The organism is Streptomyces olivochromogenes, from assembly GCF_001514115.1.
GTDB classification, from domain to species: domain Bacteria; phylum Actinomycetota; class Actinomycetes; order Streptomycetales; family Streptomycetaceae; genus Streptomyces; species Streptomyces olivochromogenes.
Map to the genome: position 1 here is coordinate 142,547 of NZ_KQ948451.1, position 17,018 is coordinate 159,564.

General features: G+C 71.6%; 16 protein-coding genes. 9 read left to right on the plus strand and 7 right to left on the minus strand.

The genetic code is table 11. The annotated features are described in order from the left end of the window. Nucleotides 1-33: 33 nt before the first annotated feature. Together AQJ27_RS00655 and AQJ27_RS00660 are read right to left on the minus strand one after the other, a co-directional pair. Entirely contained in the window at nucleotides 34-570 is a 537-nt protein-coding gene (locus AQJ27_RS00655; RefSeq protein WP_067360092.1) for an SRPBCC family protein, read from the minus strand. Nucleotides 571-575: 5 nt separating this feature from the next. Next, nucleotides 576-929 carry an ArsR/SmtB family transcription factor gene (locus AQJ27_RS00660; RefSeq protein ID WP_067360098.1) on the minus strand — a complete coding sequence of 118 codons (354 nt, stop codon included), beginning with the start codon at nucleotides 927-929 and terminating at the stop codon, nucleotides 576-578. 209 nt (nucleotides 930-1,138) lie between these two features. Between AQJ27_RS00660 and AQJ27_RS00665 the strand changes: the two genes are divergently transcribed. Next, nucleotides 1,139-2,638, plus strand: coding sequence for an MFS transporter (locus tag AQJ27_RS00665; RefSeq protein ID WP_067360103.1), 1,500 nt, complete (start codon nucleotides 1,139-1,141; stop codon nucleotides 2,636-2,638). 11 nt (nucleotides 2,639-2,649) lie between these two features. Here AQJ27_RS00665 and AQJ27_RS00670 read toward each other — a convergent pair whose 3' ends face one another. Continuing rightward, nucleotides 2,650-4,233, minus strand: coding sequence for a bifunctional phosphatase PAP2/diacylglycerol kinase family protein (locus AQJ27_RS00670; RefSeq protein WP_067360105.1), 1,584 nt, complete (start codon nucleotides 4,231-4,233; stop codon nucleotides 2,650-2,652). A 143-nt stretch (nucleotides 4,234-4,376) separates the two neighbouring features. Between AQJ27_RS00670 and AQJ27_RS00675 the strand changes: the two genes are divergently transcribed. Further along, entirely contained in the window at nucleotides 4,377-4,817 is a 441-nt protein-coding gene (locus AQJ27_RS00675) for an STAS domain-containing protein (RefSeq protein ID WP_079064712.1), read from the plus strand. A 229-nt stretch (nucleotides 4,818-5,046) separates the two neighbouring features. On the opposite strand, the gene AQJ27_RS00680 is transcribed toward AQJ27_RS00675, so the two are convergent. Beyond that, nucleotides 5,047-5,526: a subtilase-type protease inhibitor gene (locus AQJ27_RS00680; RefSeq protein ID WP_067360107.1), complete on the minus strand. Its 480-nt coding sequence runs from the start codon at nucleotides 5,524-5,526 to the stop codon at nucleotides 5,047-5,049. A gap of 309 nt (nucleotides 5,527-5,835) precedes the next feature. Between AQJ27_RS00680 and AQJ27_RS00685 the strand changes: the two genes are divergently transcribed. The 5 genes from AQJ27_RS00685 (at nucleotide 5,836) to AQJ27_RS00705 (ending at nucleotide 10,353) form a co-directional block, all read left to right on the plus strand. Further along, on the plus strand, nucleotides 5,836-6,387 hold the full coding sequence (locus AQJ27_RS00685) for a hypothetical protein (protein WP_067360110.1): 552 nt from the start codon (nucleotides 5,836-5,838) through the stop codon (nucleotides 6,385-6,387). Between the two features lie 50 nt (nucleotides 6,388-6,437). Next, nucleotides 6,438-7,265 (plus strand): LLM class F420-dependent oxidoreductase, encoded by an 828-nt coding sequence (locus AQJ27_RS00690; protein WP_067360112.1) that lies wholly within the window; start codon nucleotides 6,438-6,440, stop codon nucleotides 7,263-7,265. Nucleotides 7,266-7,331: 66 nt separating this feature from the next. Further along, nucleotides 7,332-7,778: a TIGR03668 family PPOX class F420-dependent oxidoreductase gene (locus AQJ27_RS00695; protein ID WP_067360114.1), complete on the plus strand. Its 447-nt coding sequence runs from the start codon at nucleotides 7,332-7,334 to the stop codon at nucleotides 7,776-7,778. 244 nt (nucleotides 7,779-8,022) lie between these two features. Then, nucleotides 8,023-9,606: a purine-cytosine permease family protein gene (locus tag AQJ27_RS00700; protein ID WP_067360116.1), complete on the plus strand. Its 1,584-nt coding sequence runs from the start codon at nucleotides 8,023-8,025 to the stop codon at nucleotides 9,604-9,606. Nucleotides 9,607-9,684: 78 nt separating this feature from the next. Beyond that, entirely contained in the window at nucleotides 9,685-10,353 is a 669-nt protein-coding gene (locus tag AQJ27_RS00705) for a cyclase family protein (protein WP_067360119.1), read from the plus strand. 319 nt (nucleotides 10,354-10,672) lie between these two features. Here the strand turns inward: AQJ27_RS00705 and AQJ27_RS00710 are convergent, their stop codons facing one another. Continuing rightward, nucleotides 10,673-11,851, minus strand: coding sequence for a PucR family transcriptional regulator (locus tag AQJ27_RS00710; RefSeq protein WP_159064304.1), 1,179 nt, complete (start codon nucleotides 11,849-11,851; stop codon nucleotides 10,673-10,675). A gap of 113 nt (nucleotides 11,852-11,964) precedes the next feature. Between AQJ27_RS00710 and AQJ27_RS00715 the strand changes: the two genes are divergently transcribed. Next, nucleotides 11,965-13,134: a lactate 2-monooxygenase gene (locus AQJ27_RS00715; RefSeq protein WP_067360124.1), complete on the plus strand. Its 1,170-nt coding sequence runs from the start codon at nucleotides 11,965-11,967 to the stop codon at nucleotides 13,132-13,134. Next, on the plus strand, nucleotides 13,131-14,168 hold the full coding sequence (locus tag AQJ27_RS00720; RefSeq protein ID WP_079064713.1) for a 2-hydroxyacid dehydrogenase: 1,038 nt from the start codon (nucleotides 13,131-13,133) through the stop codon (nucleotides 14,166-14,168). Before AQJ27_RS00715 ends, AQJ27_RS00720 begins: the two co-directional genes overlap by 4 nt. Before the next feature lie 21 nt (nucleotides 14,169-14,189). On the opposite strand, the gene AQJ27_RS00725 is transcribed toward AQJ27_RS00720, so the two are convergent. Next, nucleotides 14,190-16,115: an RICIN domain-containing protein gene (locus tag AQJ27_RS00725; RefSeq protein ID WP_079064714.1), complete on the minus strand. Its 1,926-nt coding sequence runs from the start codon at nucleotides 16,113-16,115 to the stop codon at nucleotides 14,190-14,192. A gap of 543 nt (nucleotides 16,116-16,658) precedes the next feature. After that, nucleotides 16,659-17,018 (minus strand): toxin Doc, encoded by a 360-nt coding sequence (locus AQJ27_RS00730; protein WP_201264259.1) that lies wholly within the window; start codon nucleotides 17,016-17,018, stop codon nucleotides 16,659-16,661.

Below are 17,018 nucleotides of genomic sequence, written 5' to 3' on the forward strand. Positions count from 1 at the left end.
GCGCCGTCGGTCCCTCCCGGTACCGGGGCGCCGTCAGTCCATGCCCGGCACCGGGGCGCCGGACGGGACCCCGGCCTCGACGTAACGGGCGTAGATCTCCTTCCAGGGCGCGGTGGCCCCGGCGTGCGGGCCCGCGAAGCGCTCGCCGCGGGCCTTCGCGTCCAGGGCGGCGAGGCACACCTCCCAGCCGGCGCCGTTGCGGGCGGCGGTGTTCTCGGCCGCGAGGACGTGGGTGAGGGTGAAGTGGGTGCGCTTCTCGTCCAGGGCGTCGAGGTCGAAGCGGAGCTCGTCACCGCCCCAGTCGAAGGAGAGGTGCCGGGGCGGGTCGACGGCGAGGACCCGGCCCGTGGACTCGGGCATGTTCGGGTCGCCGCTGAACCTGATCGTGCCGCCGGGGCGCAGCTCGATCTCCGCCCGGGACGGAAACCACTCGGCCAGTTCGTCCGGGTCGGTCACGAACCGCCAGACGCGGTCGACGGGGTGGTCGTAGGTGCGGCTGAAGCGGACGGCGGGGCGGCCGTCGTCGAGGGTGAGATAGGTGCCGGTGAGCGCGGTGGGTTCGGCGGACATGTGGCTCAGTCCTTAGGGGTGGGGTCTTCCGGGGGGTCCGACGGCTCCCCCGCCGTCCTGTCCAGGCGGCGGCCGAGGGCGTCCAGGCTCTCGTTCCACAGCTTCCGGTACGGGGTCAGCCAGGTGTCGAGTGCGGCGATCGGGGCCGGGTCGAGGGCGTAGACACGGCGTTGCGCGTCCTGTCGTACACGCACCAGGCCCGCGTCGCGGAGCACCCGTAGATGCTTCGACGTGCTCGGCTGACTCAGACCGCACGCCTCCACGATCTCTCCGACCGGCCGCGGGCGCTCAAGGAGCAGCGCGACGATCGCACGACGGTGGGGGTCGGCGAGAGCGGTCCAGAGGGTGGCGTCGGACATGGCCCCAATATGCCTCGCTGGTTATATTCTCGTCAAGGCATATGTGCCGCGGCACCGACCACCTCCGGCGCCACTGTGACGGCCACCTCACCCGACACCCCCAGCGAAACGTTGCCGTTTCGCTGGGGGTGTTCTAATCTCCAGGTGTACGAAACAGTTTCGCTTATGTTCCTGTAACCCCTGAGCGACTTCCCTGGAGTGGTTCTCCCATGTCCCAGACCCTGACCGAAGGTGCCCGCAAGGGCACCGTGGACGGATCGTCCACTCCATCGTCGAAGCGATGGTGGATCCTCTCGATCATCGGCATCGCACAGCTGATGGTGGTCCTCGACGCGACCATCGTGAACATCGCCCTGCCCTCCGCCCAGGCGGACCTCGGCTTCTCCGACGGCAACCGGCAGTGGATCGTCACGGCGTACTCGCTGGCCTTCGCCTCCCTGCTGCTGCTCGGCGGACGCATCGCCGACCTCTTCGGACGCAAGCCCGCCTTCCTCATCGGTATCGCAGGATTCGCCGGAGCCTCGGTGCTCGGCGGCGCCTCCACCAGCTTCGGGATGCTGGTCACCGCGCGCGCCCTGCAGGGTGTCTTCGGCGCGCTGCTCGCGCCCGCCGCGCTCTCGCTGCTGAACACGACGTTCACCGACGCCAAGGAACGCGCCAAGGCGTTCAGCGTCTACGGGGCGATCGCCGGCGCCGGTGGCGCGGTGGGCCTCCTGCTCGGCGGTGTGCTGACCGACGCGCTCGACTGGCGCTGGACGCTGTTCGTCAACCTCGTCTTCGCGGTCGTCGCCTTCGCCGGTGGCTGGGTACTGCTGAGCAATCACCGTGACGCCGCCAACTCCAAGCTCGACCTGCCGGGCACTCTGCTGGTCTCCTCCGGCCTCTTCGCCCTCGTCTACGGCTTCTCCAACGCCGAGACGCACGACTGGAGTTCGCCCCAGACCTGGGGCTTCCTGGCCGCCGGTGGCATCCTGCTGAGCGCGTTCGCCTGGTGGCAGACGCGCGCCGAGCACCCGCTGCTGCCGATGCGCGTGCTGCTCGACCGCAACCGTGCCGCGTCCTTCGTCACCGTCCTGATCACCGGTGCGGGCATGTTCGGCGTCTTCCTCTTCCTCACCTACTACCTGCAGCTGAACCTGGGCTTCAGCCCCACCAAGACGGGTGTGGCGTTCCTGCCGATGATGGCGGCCCTGATGGTCATGGCCCAGGTCTCCACCACCGTCCTGGTGCCGCGGATCGGACCGAAGGTCGTCATCCCCGCGGGCTTCGCGATCGCGGTGGGCGGCATGGCCTGGCTGACCGGCATCGGAGTCGCCTCCGACTTCTCGACCGCCGTACTGCCGCCGCTGCTGCTGATCGGCGCGGGCCTCGGCATCGTGATGCCGCCCGCCATGTCGCTGGCCACCAGCGGGATCGCGGCGGAGGACGCGGGTGTCGCCTCCGCGACGGTCAACACCATGCAGCAGGTGGGCGGTTCGATCGGTACGGCGCTGCTCAACACGCTGGCCGCGAGCGCCGCGACGAGCTATCTCGCCGGCAAGGACGCGACCAGCAAGCTGGTCCAGGCGCAGGCCACGATCGAGAGCTACACCACCGCCTTCTGGTGGTCCGCGGGCTTCTTCGCCGCGGGCGCGGTGATCGCCTTCCTGCTCTACCGCCGCGGAACCCTGGACGCGGACCCGGACGCCGTGCGGGCCGTCCACATGTAAGTCCCGTGTGATCACCCACAGGCCGAGGGGCCGCCGTCTGCAGGGAGACGGCGGCCCCTCTCACGTCTACGGCGGCGGGCGGCCCGGGCGGCCGGCCGGGGACGCCGGGCGGGTTCGTTCCGCTGTACGTAGGGCCGGTACACGACGAGCGTCCGGCGCTCCTTCTCCAGCCTCAACCCGGGCGGAGCGGGCGCGACTTCACCGTCGTACGCGAGTGTGTCCGCACCGCCGAGCGCCGCCAGCTCGACCCACGCGACCGCCTCCGCTCCATAGACCCGGGACCGGCCGAGCGTGCCGGCGAGCGCGGAGACGATCACCCGGGTACGGGCGAGCCGGTGTTCGCCGTCGATCAGCCGCACGTCGATCAGCCCGTCGTCCAGGCGGGGCCGGTAGGCGGGAGCGAAGCCCTGGGGTTCGTAGCGGCCGTTGCCCGCGAAGAGCAGCCACAGACGGCGGCGGCGTCCGTTGACGCTCAGTTCCACCGGCGTCGCGGTGCGCAGCACCCGGACGAGGGCGACGGCCGCCGCCGGCCACTTGCCCATGCGCTGCTCCAAGTGCTCCCGCATCCGCTCGAGTTCGGGGTACAGGCCGATGCTGAAGGTGTTGAGGAACCGCACCTCGGGACCCGCCCCCGACCGCGCCACGCCGAGGTCCACGGCCACCGCCTCGCCCCGCCCGACCGCGACGGCCGTGTCCTCGACATCCCGTACGCCGACGTCCTGGGCGAAGTGGTTGAGGGTGCCGCCGGGGAACACCGCGAGTGCGAGCCCCCGCCCGGCCGCCGCGTTGACACTGCCGTCGCCTCCGCACACACCGAGCACACCGCCCGCCGCCCCGGCCCGCTCGACCGCCCTGTCCGCCGCCCGCTGAAGCAGCGCGGCGAAGTCGTCGTCCGGGCCGCGCACGACCAGCTCGGCCCGTGGCAGCAGTCCGCGCAGCCGCTCGGCGGGCGGCAACGGTGTGCCGGGTGCCCCCGTCCCGGCCGGGGTGTTGACGAAGACGACGAGCCCTTCGCCGCCGGGCAGCGCGGGCGCGGGCACCGAGGGCCGTTCGCGCGCCGGGAGCGCGGGGCGCGGCGGCCACCAGCGGCAGGTGAGCGCGGCGGCTGCGACGCCGATCGCCATCCCGGCCAGCACGTCTGCGGGATAGTGCACTCCGACGTACACCCGCGAGAAGGCGACGGCGGCAGCGAAGGGCGCGACCAGGGCGCCGTAACCGGCGGACTCCAGGGCGACTCCGGTGGCGAACGCCGCGGCCGAGGCGGAGTGGCCGGAGGGGAAGGAAGTGGTGTGCGGCTGACGCTTCAGGTGCCGGATCGACGGCACGTGCTCCAGCAGCGGACGGGGCCGCCTGGTGCTCCACTTCACGACGGTGTTGACGGTCAGCGAGGCGATCGCGAGCGAGCCCACGCCCCGCAGGGCCGCCCGGCGGGGCGCCCGGCCCCCGACGAGCACGAGGCCGGCCGCCGTGCCGAGCCACAGCCGTCCGTGATCGGCGCAGCGGCTGAGCCGTCGCAGCGCCGGATCCGCGCCGGGCACCCGTGCCGCGGCCACCCGCGTGAACAGCCGTCGGTCCCACTCGCCGAGAACACTCATGCCCCACGGCTACGGCACCCGGACCGCCTCGGCATCCCCAGTCAATACACCATCCCCAATATTCACTCGTTCGAGTGAACGGGATCGTGTTCGTGGCGGCCTGAGGATGTTTCCGACCAGGCCGGGGTAGCTAGCGAGACCACATGACCCTCGCAGATTCCGGGCTTCCCTCGACCAACCCCTATGCCCACAGTTATCCGCGCGGTCCGTTCACCGTGGTCGAGGTGACGGGAGAGATCGACATCGCGACGGCGGAGGCACTGGCCGAGCATCTGTCGGCGGCGACGGCCCGGGCCGAGCCGGACGTGCTGGTCGATCTGCGCCGGGTGACCTTCTTCGACTGCTCGGGCCTGCGCGTACTGTGCCGCGCCGAGACGAGGGCGCGAGAGCGCGGCGGGCGGCTCCGCGTCGTCTCCGACGGACCCCGCGTCCACCGCCTCCTGCGCGCCGCGCACCTGCTCAGCCGCTTTCCGCCGCTGGCCGACCTCCCGGAAGCACCGGACTCGACGCACCCGCAGGACCGCCCGGCAGTTCCTCCTCCGTCCCGTCCGGAAAGCGGATCAGAACCCCGCCCCCAGTCGTGACCCGGGCGCTTGCACCGACGAGTTCGGGAGTGCGGGGTCAACACTTCTGACGCGACTACGAGTTGAGGACACCGAGCCGGGACAGACAGATGTCGGGGGCCGGCCGGCGGCCCCACTCCGCCTGACCGACCCCCGATGCGAGATCGCGTCGTACTCCGTGCTTCGGGGCGCGCACTCCCCACCTACTGACCCCGCTCGACGCTCACGAAGGCCGCGCGATCCCGGTCTCTCAGAACGTGAAGAAGCTCGTCCCGTAGGAGTTCTTCACGCACTCGTTGGCGAAGGTCCGTTCGTACGAGACGCGCTTGCCGCGCCACACGCCCTCGACGGTGACGACCACCGGATCGAACTGCCGCGTACACAGTGCGCCGTCTCTGAGGGTCAGGGCGTCCAAGTCGCCGTTCACCGCCCGGAGTTCGCCGCAGGCGTCATAGGCGGCGGGGTGGGTGCCGGAGGGGGTCGGGGCACAGTTCAGCGTGACCGCGCGCTCCGGGGTGACGGTGGCGGCGGTCTCTCCGTGGCCCATGGTGAGCACCAGGGCCGAGGGGGCGTAGAGCCCTGAGGGGGCGAGGGCCGGCGTGGCGTGGGCCTGACTCGTGACCGTCTGGGTCGCGTGGGCCGGGGTGGCGAGGGCGGACCCCCCGAAGGGGCCGCAGACGGCAGCGGCCGTGAGGGTGAGAGTCGCTGCCCAGCGCGCGGTGTTCGGCATTGTGTGCATCCTTCCGCTCGATTGAATGCAGTACCGGCTCGGTTGGGTGCCGGTGCGGCGAGCGCGAGTCTGCCGAGTCCGGACGGGAAACACACATCGACCCCATGCGTTTCGGTAACCTTGAGTATTGAATCAGTGGCGTGAAGTTACGAAATTCGAACGTTCAAGCCCCGGAACTGAGGGGTTGTTGATCGCCTAGGACACCCTCCTGGCCGGATTCCCCCGGCTCCGCAATAGGCCTGAAACATTCCGGTTCAGCCTCCGGCGGACCCTCTTGCTTCTTCCCCGCAACGGAGTAATCGTCATTACATGATTACTTCAGAGCAGCACGAGAAGCTGCGCGGCTGGTTCGCCGGCCGCCTGCCCGACGATCTCTTCGAGAGCCTGGTGGAGGTGACGGTCGACCGGGAGGAGATCACCGTCGTCGGCCGTATCCCCGAGCCCGGGCTCGCCGAAGGCGCCTCGGACGCCGAGAAGGAGGCGGCCGCCCAGGCCCGTATCCAGGAATTCCGCGAGCGCACCCGCGACGACCGGGTCGCGGTGGCACGGGAAGCCGAGCACCGGTTCGGCAAGAAGGTCTCCTGGGGCGTGGAGTGCGGGGGCGAGCGCGCCCTGTTCACCCACATCGCCGCGCCCGTCATGACCCGGCTGCGCCAGCCCGAGCGCCAGGTCCTCGACACCCTCATCGCCGCCGGGGTCGCGCGCAGCCGCAGCGACGCCCTCGCCTGGTGCGTCCGCCTCGTCCAGCGTCACGCCGACGACTGGCTGACGGAACTGCGCGACTCGCTGGAACACGTGCAGCGGGTCCGGGCCCAGGGTCCGGACGCCACGCCGCGGGACGCCACACCTGACGAGGAGTGACCTCCCGCGTCACACTGGCAGCAACAGCCGACAAGACGAGGTGGTCGCGGATGAAGTTCGGAGTGTCGACGTTCATCACCGACGAGGGCATCGGCCCCAGGGCCCTGGGTCCCGCTCTGGAAGAGCGCGGGTTCGACACGCTGCTGCTGGCCGAGCACTCGCACATCCCGGTGAACCGGGAGACGCCGTATCCGGGCGGCGGCGAACTGCCCCGCGTCTACTACCGCACGCTCGATCCGTTCGTGGCGCTCGCCGCCGCTGCCTCCGTGACCCGGGACCTGCTCCTGGGCACGGGGATCGCTCTGGTGGTCCAGCGCGATCCGATCACCACCGCGAAGGAGATCGCCTCCCTCGACCTGATCTCCGGCGGCCGTGCCGTGTTCGGTGTCGGCGCCGGCTGGAACCGGGAGGAGATGCGCAACCACGGCACGGATCCGGCCTCCCGCGGCCGGCTGATGGACGAACGCATTCGCGCCATGATCGAACTGTGGACGAAGGACGAGGCCGAGTTCCACGGCGACTTCGTCGACTTCGCACCGGTCTACGCCTGGCCCAAGCCGGTCCAGCGGCCGCACCCGCCCATCTGGGTCGGGGGCAACAGCGAGCGCACCTTCGCCCGCGTCGCCGAGTACGGATCGGCGTGGCTCCCCAGTGCCGTACCGCCCAAGGAACTGGGCGCGCGCATCGAACAGATGCGCAAGACGGCCGGTGACCGGCCGGCCGTCGTGGTCTACGCGGGCGGGGACGACCGGGAGTCCCTCGACACCTACGCGGAACTCGGCGTCGACCGCGTGCTGCTGTATCTGCCGACCCAGCCGGAGGACGAGACACTGCGCACGCTCGACGAACTGGCCGAGGCCGTGTCCGCCCATCGCTGACGCTTGCGGCCGCCGGGGATCGCGCGAGCTCGCCGCGTCCCCGCCACCGGGGAATCGGAGCTCACCGTGCCGGACATGGACGAGGAGGAGGCGCGCCGCCGGTTCGTGGCGGCACGGGTGGCGCGCCTGGCGACGGTGGACGCCGAGGGGCGCCCGCACCTGGTGCCCCTCGTCTTCGCGGTGCGCGGCGGCGAGATCGTCACCGCCGTCGACCACAAACCCAAGAGATCGCGGCGGCTGCGGCGGCTGCGCAACATCGCCGCCCACCCCGCCGTGTGCCTGCTCGTCGATGCCTACGACGAGGACTGGGAGCAGCTGTGGTGGGTACGGGCGGACGGCGACGCCCGGGTCCTGCCGCCCGGCACACAGGACGAGTACACGGCGGCGATCGGCCTGCTGCGCGAGAAGTACGCGCAGTACCGGCAGCGGCCGCCGGACGGCCCGGTGATCGCCGTCACCGTCCACCGCTGGCACGGCTGGCGCGCCACACCGGAGCCCGGCCCGGAGCACTGAGCCGGCGCCGGGCACCTCCCCCGCCGGACAAACGCCGGACTGGACGAATGCTCCACCCCGGGCGCGGAAGATGGATGTTTTACCTTCTGGCGCAGGTCTCCGGCCCGGCCTTAGCGTCGGCAGACCTACCAAGGACGGCATCGGCCGCCGCACACCCCCGCGGCGACAACGGGGCCTTCCTCCCCTCGCGCCACCACGCGCTCCACCGCCCGCTTCCGGGTACAGGCACTTCGCTGGAGCACCCTTGTCCGAGAACTCCCCCGCCACGTCGTCGCCGTCTCTCACCGAGGTGGAGACCTACGGCGTCGAGCGCATCCCCGACGCGGACCGCACCGCGTCGCCGCTCGACCTGTTCAGAGTCGCCTTCGGCGGTGCGAACACCTTCTCCACCTGCGTCCTCGGGGCCTTCCCCATCCTCTTCGGCCTCTCCTTCTGGCAGGGGCTCGCGGCCACCCTCCTCGGAGTCGTCGTCGGGGCGCTGATCCTGTGCCCGATGGCGATGTTCGGCCCGGTCAACGGCACCAACAACGCGGTCGCCTCCTCCGCGCACCTCGGTGTGCACGGCCGGGTCGTCGGCTCGTTCCTGTCGCTGCTCACGGCCGTGGCGTTCTTCTCGATCTCGGTGTGGAGCTCCGGCGACGCCCTGGTCGGCGGCGCGCACCGGCTGTTCGGCCTGGAGCGCAGCAACCTGTCGTACGTGGTCGCGTACGCGCTCTTCGGCTGCCTGGTGCTCGCGGTGTGCGTGTACGGGTTCCGGTTCATGCTGTTCGTGAACAAGATCGCGGTGACCTCGGCGACCGTGCTGTTCCTGCTCGGCGCGATCGCCTTCGCGGGTGACTTCGATCCCTCGTACGCCGGTGTCTTCACGGCCTCGGCCGACTCGGCGACGCAGGCGCTGTTCTGGCCCTCCTTCATCGGCTCGGCACTGATCGTGCTGTCGAACCCGGTGTCCTTCGGCGCGTTCCTCGGCGACTGGTCGCGTTACATCCCGGCGAACGCGCCGCGCCGCAAGGTCGTCGGTGCCGCGTTCCTGTCCCAGATCGCCACCCTGCTGCCGTTCGTCTTCGGGCTCGCGACCGCGAGCATCATCGCGACCAAGGCGCCGAAGTACGTCGACCCTGCGGCCCCCGACTTCGTCGGCGGCCTGCTGGCCATCTCGCCGAGCTGGTTCTTCCTGCCGGTGTGTCTGCTCGCCCTGATCGGCGGCATGTCGACCGGCACGACGTCGCTGTACGGCACCGGGCTCGACTTCTCGTCGGTGTTCCCGCGGCTGTCCCGGGTCCAGGCGACGATCCTGGTCGGAGTCCTGTCGATCGCGTTCATCTTCATCGGCCGCTTCGGCTTCGACCTGGTGCAGTCCATCTCGACGTTCGCCACGATGATCATCACCTGCACCACGCCCTGGATGGTCGTGATGATCCTCGGGTTCTACACCCGGCGCGGCTGGTACGACCCGGACGCGCTCCAGGTCTTCAACCGCCGTCAGCGCGGCGGCCGCTACTGGTTCACGCACGGCTGGAACTGGCGGGGCATGACGGCCTGGTGGGTGGCCGCGGTGGTCGGTGTGCTGTTCACCAACATCCCCGGCCAGTTCGTCGGACCGCTGGGCGACCTGGCGAACGGCATCGACATCAGCCTGCCGCTGTCGCTGGCCGTCGCCGCCGTGCTGTATCTGGCGATGCTGCGACTGTTCCCCGAGCCGCGGGCGGTGTACGGGCCCGAGGGCCCGCGGCTGGCCCGTACCGTCGACGTGCCGGTGCCGCCGATCACCGGTCCCGGTGCGGAGACCGAGGGCGCGCCCGCGGTTCTCGCCGTCGACGGCAGTTGACGCGCCGATGGAGAACTGAGAACTGGTCGACGAGCTGATGGAGCACAGGCTCATGGAGAACTGGCTGGTGGAGGACTGATGGAGAGCTGGCTCGACCTGTCCGTGCCCGTGGTCACCGGGATGCCCGTCTATCCCGGTGATCCGGAGGTGGAGGTCTCCAGGGCGTTGCGGGTCGCCGAGCACGGGGTGAACGTCCTTCGGCTGCACATGGGGTCGCAGTCCGGTACGCATGTCGACGCCCCGTACCACGTGGACGAGGCGTGGCCCACGCTGGACGATCTGCCGCTGGAGCGGTTCGCGGGGCCGGCGGTCGTCGCCGACGTCCGTGGGCTGCCGGCGCGGGCGCCGATCACTCCCGACCTGCTCGCCCCTGCCCTCGGTCTGCTGCGGCCCGGTTCGGTCCTGCTGCTGGCCACCGGGTGGTCGCGGTACTGGGGAACCGAGGACTACCTGGCCCATCCCTGGCTCACGCCCGAGGCGGCGGAGGCCGTGGTCGCGGCGGGTGTCCTCACCGTCGGGATCGACGCGCTGAGCGTCGATCCGACCGGTCCCGTGGATCTGCCCTCCCACCGTGTGCTGTGCGGAGCGGGGGGTGTGATCGCCGAGAACCTGACCGGGCTCGGAGCCGTCGCGGACGCGCAGGCCGCGGGGTGTTCGGCAGAGGTGTTCCTGTTCCCCATGCGCCTCGCCGGGGCCGACGGGGGCCCGGTCCGGGCGACGGCCCGCATCACGCCCCGCGCGCGGTAGCCCCTACCCGGGAGAGTCCCTACCTGGGGTGTGTTCGTCGGGTGCGGGCGGGTGGGGGGCTGGTCGCGCAGTTCCCCGCGCCCCTCAGACGGGGCTTCGCCCCGGATCCCGGCCCGCCCGGATTCGTCTGGCTGCGGGCCGGTGGGGGCCGTGCGCGCAGTTCCCCGCGCCCCTGAAAGCCTCGGCCCGGTCGGCGTTGAGGGCGCAGCCCCCCGGGGTCGGGGTTGAAGGGGCAGAGCCCCTGGGGATGATGGGGGTCCCCCCTGCTCGAGCGAAGCCGAGAGCTTGGGGGAGGGTAGGGGCGGCGGGGGCGAGGAGGTTACGGTCTGATCGTGCGGGCGATGTCCAGGGTGAGGCGTTGCCAGGGGTCGCGGGGATCACGGGACGTCAGGGCGTGGATGCGCCGCAGGCGGTAGCGCAGGGACTGCGCGTGCAGATGCAGCACCCGCGCGGCGGCGTTCGCCGAGCCGGCGTCGATGTACGCGGTCAGCGCCTCCATGAGATGCCGTTGCCCCGGTTCGGTGAGCGGCCCGAGAACGAGGCGGGCGACCTGGTCCGGCGCGGCGGCCGGATGCCCGCCGAGCAGCGCGAGGACATGCGCGTCGGCGTCCGTGAGGACACGCCCCGGCCGGTGCGCGTGGGCGGGCGCCGTGTCGAGGGCGTCGGCGGCGAGCCGATGCGCCACGGCGACCCGGTCCAGGCTCTCCCCGGTGATCGCACAGCCCCGCCAGGACCGCGCGCCCAGCACCGTCCCCGCCCTGGCGGCAGCCGCACCCGGCAGCAGCAGGACGGCACGAGAGCCACGTACCGTCGCGGTCGAGGCGACCTCGTCGCCCGGAACGGCCAACGCGTCGAGCAGTCCCGCCGCCGCGTCGAGCGCCATGTCGGGGCGCTCCGCGCCCACCGGCTCGGCCACCAACAGACAGTAAGGGTCCGGGAGTTGGACCCCCAGCCGGGCCGACCGGTCGCTCAGCGCACCCACCGAGGCGTGCCGCCCGGCGATCAGGTCGTCGAGCAGCAGCCGCAGTGCCCGGTCACGGTCCGCCGCGAGGTCCTCGTCGGTGGCGGCGTACGCCGTGGTCATCTCCTCGGAGAGGGTGTCGAGCGCGGTCAGCAGCATCCGGGCGAGAGCGAAGGCGTCCGCGGCGGCGAGCCGGGGCGCGCGGGCCGCGATCTCGTCGGTGAGGACGGTCGCCGCCACCCGGTAGGCCCGCAACACCGCCTGCACGGGCCGCCCGTCCGCCGCGCGGGCCGCCGCGATGCCTCGAAAGCGCCGCAGGTCCGACGGTTCGAGGGCGCCGTCGGTGACCCACAGGTGGAGGAGCCGCTCCAGGCCCCAGGCCGCGATGGCCCGTACCTCCGGCAGCCGGCTGTCGTCGAGCGCGGCGTACACCGGGACCTGTTCGTGGACCGCCGAGACGATCGCCGCCACGACGCGCGGATCGGCGACCATCTCCTGCCGGACGTGTTCTCTGGCGGCAACGGGCTGACTTGTCACAGGGTGATGATCCCAGCCGCGCGATGTGCGCACCACGGTGGACGGCCCTTGTCACCTTCGCAAGGATCGACGGCGTACAGCGCGGTCTCAGGGACGAGAGGCGGGACGTACGGATGGCTAAGCATTGGGCCGACTTCCAGTACGAGATCTATCTGAACGGAATGACGGGCGCCGTACCGCGGCTGCCCACCGATCTGACCCGGCTGGAGGAGCTCACCGAGCAGCGGCTCGGGCCCGGTCCGGTCGGCTACGTGGCGGGCAGCGCGGGCAACGGGAGCACCGCCCGGGCCAACCGGGCCGCCCTCGACCGGCGCCGGATCGTGCCGCGCATGCTGCGCGACGTACACGAACGCGACCTGTCCGTCGAGGTGTTGGGGCGCCCCCTGCCCGCGCCGCTGGCGCTCGCGCCCGTGGGCGTGCTGTCGATCATGCATCCGGACGCGGAGTCCGCCGCCGCGCGGGCCGCCGCGGCGCAGGGCGTCCCGTACATCCTGTCCTCGGCCTCCAGCACGCCCATGGAGCAGGTCGCGGAGGCGATGGGCGGGGCGGAGCGCTGGTTCCAGCTGTACTGGGCGAAGGACCGCGAGGTCACCCGGTCCTTCCTGGACCGGGCGAAGGCGGCCGGGTTCACCGCGCTGTTCGTCACTCTCGACACCCCGCTGCTGGCCTGGCGTCCGCGCGACCTCGACCAGGCGTATCTGCCGTTCCTGCACGGTGTGGGCACGGCGAACTACTTCTCCGACCCGGCGTTCCAGGCGGGTCTGGCCAAGCCGGTGCACGAGGACCCGAACGCGGCCGTGCTGCACTTCGTCGGCATGTTCGCGGACCCGGGCAAGACCTGGCCCGATCTCGCGTTCCTGCGGGAGAACTGGGACGGGCCGATCGTCCTCAAGGGCATCCTGCACCCGGACGACGCCCGACGCGCCGCCGACGCCGGGATGGACGGCGTGGTCGTCTCCAACCACGGCGGCCGGCAGGTGGCGGGGTCGGTGGCCGCGGCCGACGCGCTGCCACGGGTGGTCGAGGCGGTCGGCGAACGGCTGAGCGTCCTCTTCGACAGCGGCATCCGCACCGGCGACGACATCTTCAAGGCGCTCGCGCTCGGCGCTCGCGCCGTGCTCGTCGGACGCCCGTACGCCTATGGGCTGGGCCTGGACGGACAGGCGGGCGTCGAACACGTCGTCCGCTGTCTGCTCGCCGAGTTCGACCTCACCCTCGCCCTGTCCGGGCACGCCCGCCCCGCCACCCTCGGCCCCGACGACCTGATCGAGGAATCCGCATGAGCACGACCCACACGACCCACACGACTCACACGACCGACACGACCGACACGACGGTCACCGCGGCGGCGAAGAACGTTCTGGCCGTGGTCTCGGCCCACGTCGGCGGTCGCACCGCCGGTGCCGCGCTTGCCACCGTCTTCCCCGGCGAGGCCAAGGTCACCGTCGTGGAGACGACCGACGAGGACCCGGCCGCGCTGCGCGAGGCCCATGTCATCATCACGGGTCTCGGCCCGGTGACCGCCGAACACCTCGCCGCCGCACCGGACTTGGAACTGGTCCAGTGCGCGAGCCACGGTTTCGACTACGTCGACCTGGACGCCGCCCGCGCCAAGGGTGTGCCGGTGTGCAACATCGGCTCCAGCGGCGCCGAGAAGCAGAACGTGGCCGAGCAGACCTTCGCCCTCATGCTGGCCCTCGCCAAGCAGTTGATCCCGGCGCACACCGCGCTCGTCGACGCCGACTGGGCGCTGCCGAGGCTGCAGCGCTCCATCACCGAACTGTCCGGCAAGACCCTCGGCGTCGTCGGGCTCGGCCACATCGGCGAGGAGGTCGCCCGGCGCGCGGTCGCGTTCGACATGAGCATCGTGTACGCCGGTCCGCAGTCCGTCGGCACGGAGGCCGAGGCACGGCTCGGCGGTGCCCGTCATGTCGAACTCGACGAACTGCTGCGCACGTCGGACTACGTCACGCTGCACGCCCCGCTCACCGAGGAGACCCGGCATCTGCTGAACGCCGAGCGGCTCGCGCTCCTCAAGCCGACCGCGTTCGTGGTCAACACCTCGCGGGGCGCCCTGATCGACCAGGACGCCCTCGCGGACGCGCTCGAGGCGGGCGCCCTGGCCGGGGCGGGCATCGACGTCTTCGACCCCGAACCGCCCACCGCGGCCCTGCGGTTGCTCAAGTCCCCGAACGTGGTGTTGTCGCCGCATGTCGCGGGCGTCACGCGCGAGACGCTCGTACGGATCGCGCTGGCGGCGGTCCAGAACGCCGCCGACTTCGTGGCGGGCAAGCCGCCCCGGGACGTGGTGTCCTAGCCCTGCCGCCCGGCGCGCCCGTTACAGTCCCAACCCCTCCACGAGGGAGGAGAGTTGAGCGGTCAGCGGCAGCACGGGCTGGGGGCTCGTGCGGTCGCCGACGGTCACGGAACGGGGCTCGGCGGAGGACTCCGAGGGGGTCGCCGACGGGTCGGCCCGGCCGTCCGTCGGCGGCTCGCTGGGCGACGCGCTCGGCTCACCGGCCGTACCCTGCGGGGACGGCGGCCTGCTGACCGGCCGGGTCGAGGCGCTGGCCGTCCCCGCGATCGACAGCGATCCGGGGTCGGCCGAGGCGGAGTCGGTCCGCCACCGCTGCGCGTCGGAGCCGTCCCGGTCCTTGACCACGATGTCGGCGTTCGGATCGGTGGAACTGGGCGTGATCGCGAGTCCCTCGCGCGAGCGGGACAGCAACTCGCCCCGCACGGTGAGGTCGTAGCGCACGTCGCCGCCCCGCGCGGCGCTCTTGGCGACGCAGCGGTCCAGGGCGACGACACCGTCGTCGGCGTGCGAGTCCAGGCACAGCGCGGGGTCGGCGACGCTGCGCAGCAGGCCGTCGCTCTCGTACGACCACTGCTGGGTCCAGGCGGACGAGCAGACGGCAAGCTCGGCCTCGGCACCGACCTCGGCCTTGCCGCCCCGGATGTCGAGGCAGAGGTCGGCGGCGAGGTTGCGCAGCCGGGTCTGCTCGGTGACGGTGGGCAGTCCGGCCGAGGTCGGGGGTGAGGAGTCGGCGGAGGGACCTGGGGCGTCCGGGCTGGGCGAGACGGTGTGGCTGCTGCCGACGCCCGTGGAGGCGGTCGGGTCGGCGCCACCGTCGCCGTGGGACCACAGGCTGATGGTGAGCACGGTCACGAGCAGCACCGCCGAGGCCGTGCCCGCCCCTGTGAGCAGGACCTTCGAGTGCTTCTGGGCGATCTGGGCCAGCCGCCCGGGGGCGGGGATCTGCGCCAGCAGACGATGCCGGCCGGCACTCCCAGGACGTCCACCGGTCCCGAGACGCCCGCCGGTACCCATGCGTCCGTCGGTACCCATGCGTCCGCCGGTACCCATGCGTCCGTCGGCGCCCGCCCGTCCGCCGCCGAACGCGGACCTCTCCTCGGGGCGCACTGCTTGCCGCCCGCGCCCCGGGCGTGCGTCGAGGTAGCGTCGCGCGCCCCAACCGAGCACCGCTTCGGCCAGCAGAATCCCCAAGCCGCCCTCGAAGTAACCGAGTTGCTCAGCCGCGTGCCGACAGTGGCGGCACTCCCCCAGATGCTGTCGGACATCCGGCAGCAAGGCGCCCCCACGACGAATCGGGACGTCGAGCAGCCGGTTGTAGAAGCCGCATTCCTTGCTCGGCGCGAGTTCCCGGTGGGCGCGCACACATCCCTGGCGGAATTGCTCACGGGCCTGCTCCAGAGCGGCCGACGCGGTGTCGACGTCCAGGCCCGACAGACCGGCCGGTACGGAAATGTCCTCGGCCTCGACCTCGGTGTGCCACAGCAGGCACTGGGCGAGGGGCGGCAAGGTATGGAAAGAGCGCTCGGCGAGCTTCCGATTTTCGGCGGTCATGGACTGCGCCGCCCGCATACCCCGCCCCCCGGCGGGTTTCCTCAAATCCGGCAGAACGCCGGATATCCGGCCCTCACCGGACCACTCATCGACGGTGTCCCGCACGGTCACGAGGAGTCGGGGCCGCAGGGCCGCTCCGGACTCACCGCGTATCAGGCAGTCGAGGGCGTAGTGGAAGGAGGTCGCGGCGACCATGGAGGCGACGCTCGAGGAAGAGGCGAGGCAGATGGCAGCGTAGTCGTACGTCGGCTGCCAGTGCCGCGCCATCAGCAGGGCGACGGACTGCGTGGCCTCGCCCTCCGTCCGGCCTCTCAGCCGCGCGGCGAGACTTTCGTCGGACTCCCCGGGAGCACCGCCGGGAGGATAGGACGGGCGAGGGGGGTGGGGGGTGGGCACAGAGCGGGTTCCTTCCACGGTGCAAGGTGGTGCACAGAATTTCCTTGGTCGCCAAAAAGGGAGCCCCTGCCTGGTGCACACCTTTTTGACGGAGCGCCGGGAAAATGGCCGCCGGCCCGGAATAATGAACACCGATTTCATACCCGGCCATTGACCCGCGCGGTAAGTTCACCCTCGCACAACACGCTCATGACCAACAAGGCACTTGGGCAACATGCGCATATTGAAAGATAGTCAGTAACTGCGCCAACTCACGTCACTCGCACCGGCTTTCGAAATTTCCCGCTCCACGTTCACGCGCCTCACCGCGGCACCACGTTCATACGCCATGTGTTCTCACGCGCCCCGTGTGAACCGCGCGCTCGCTCCGGAGCCCGTCGCACGCTCCCGGCGCGCGGAGCTCCGTAGTCCACTGGAACCCGGCCCTTCTCGGAGGCCCCGCGCAGGACGGCGGCTCTCCCGCGCGAAACCGGCCGCCGGCCCCGATCCTCCCGCCCTCGGCCGGCGGCCTCGGGGGCGGCAGGCGGGGCCGCGCTGCGGGTATCAGATCTGCCAGGAGCGCAACCGGTCGGCCGCGCCGTAGACATCGGTCTTGCCGGAGATCAGATCCCGGGCGGGATCGACGAGCGCCCCGCAGGGCGGGTCGATCCCGACACCGCTGACGAACATGTACGCCACCGCCGCCGAACAGGCGAAACGGGCGTTGGCGGCCGGTAGCGGCTTCAGCAGGGCCAGGGTGTGCGGAAGAGCGGCGGCGCGCCAGACCGGGTCGGAGTCGACGCCGGGGCGGGGCGGGTCGACGCGATGCCGGGCCACGGCGGCGACCAGGGCCGAGAAGTCGTTGACCGTGGGCCGGTCGGGCAGCACCTCTTCATGGCGCCGCAGCGGCCACGGCACGTCGAT

What these genes read in the sequence shown, in the direction of transcription:
- AQJ27_RS00680 (WP_067360107.1), bottom strand. Translation starts at nt 5,526, where the DNA reads ATGCCGAACACCGCGCGCTGGGCAGCGACTCTCACCCTCACGGCCGCT.
- AQJ27_RS00685 (WP_067360110.1), top strand. Translation starts at nt 5,836, where the DNA reads ATGATTACTTCAGAGCAGCACGAGAAGCTGCGCGGCTGGTTCGCCGGC.
- AQJ27_RS00720 (WP_079064713.1), top strand. Translation starts at nt 13,131, where the DNA reads ATGAGCACGACCCACACGACCCACACGACTCACACGACCGACACGACC.
- AQJ27_RS00675 (WP_079064712.1), top strand. Translation starts at nt 4,377, where the DNA reads ATGACCCTCGCAGATTCCGGGCTTCCCTCGACCAACCCCTATGCCCAC.
- AQJ27_RS00715 (WP_067360124.1), top strand. Translation starts at nt 11,965, where the DNA reads ATGGCTAAGCATTGGGCCGACTTCCAGTACGAGATCTATCTGAACGGA.
- AQJ27_RS00690 (WP_067360112.1), top strand. Translation starts at nt 6,438, where the DNA reads ATGAAGTTCGGAGTGTCGACGTTCATCACCGACGAGGGCATCGGCCCC.
- AQJ27_RS00665 (WP_067360103.1), top strand. Translation starts at nt 1,139, where the DNA reads ATGTCCCAGACCCTGACCGAAGGTGCCCGCAAGGGCACCGTGGACGGA.
- AQJ27_RS00655 (WP_067360092.1), bottom strand. Translation starts at nt 570, where the DNA reads ATGTCCGCCGAACCCACCGCGCTCACCGGCACCTATCTCACCCTCGAC.
- AQJ27_RS00705 (WP_067360119.1), top strand. Translation starts at nt 9,685, where the DNA reads ATGGAGAGCTGGCTCGACCTGTCCGTGCCCGTGGTCACCGGGATGCCC.
- AQJ27_RS00670 (WP_067360105.1), bottom strand. Translation starts at nt 4,233, where the DNA reads ATGAGTGTTCTCGGCGAGTGGGACCGACGGCTGTTCACGCGGGTGGCC.
- AQJ27_RS00660 (WP_067360098.1), bottom strand. Translation starts at nt 929, where the DNA reads ATGTCCGACGCCACCCTCTGGACCGCTCTCGCCGACCCCCACCGTCGT.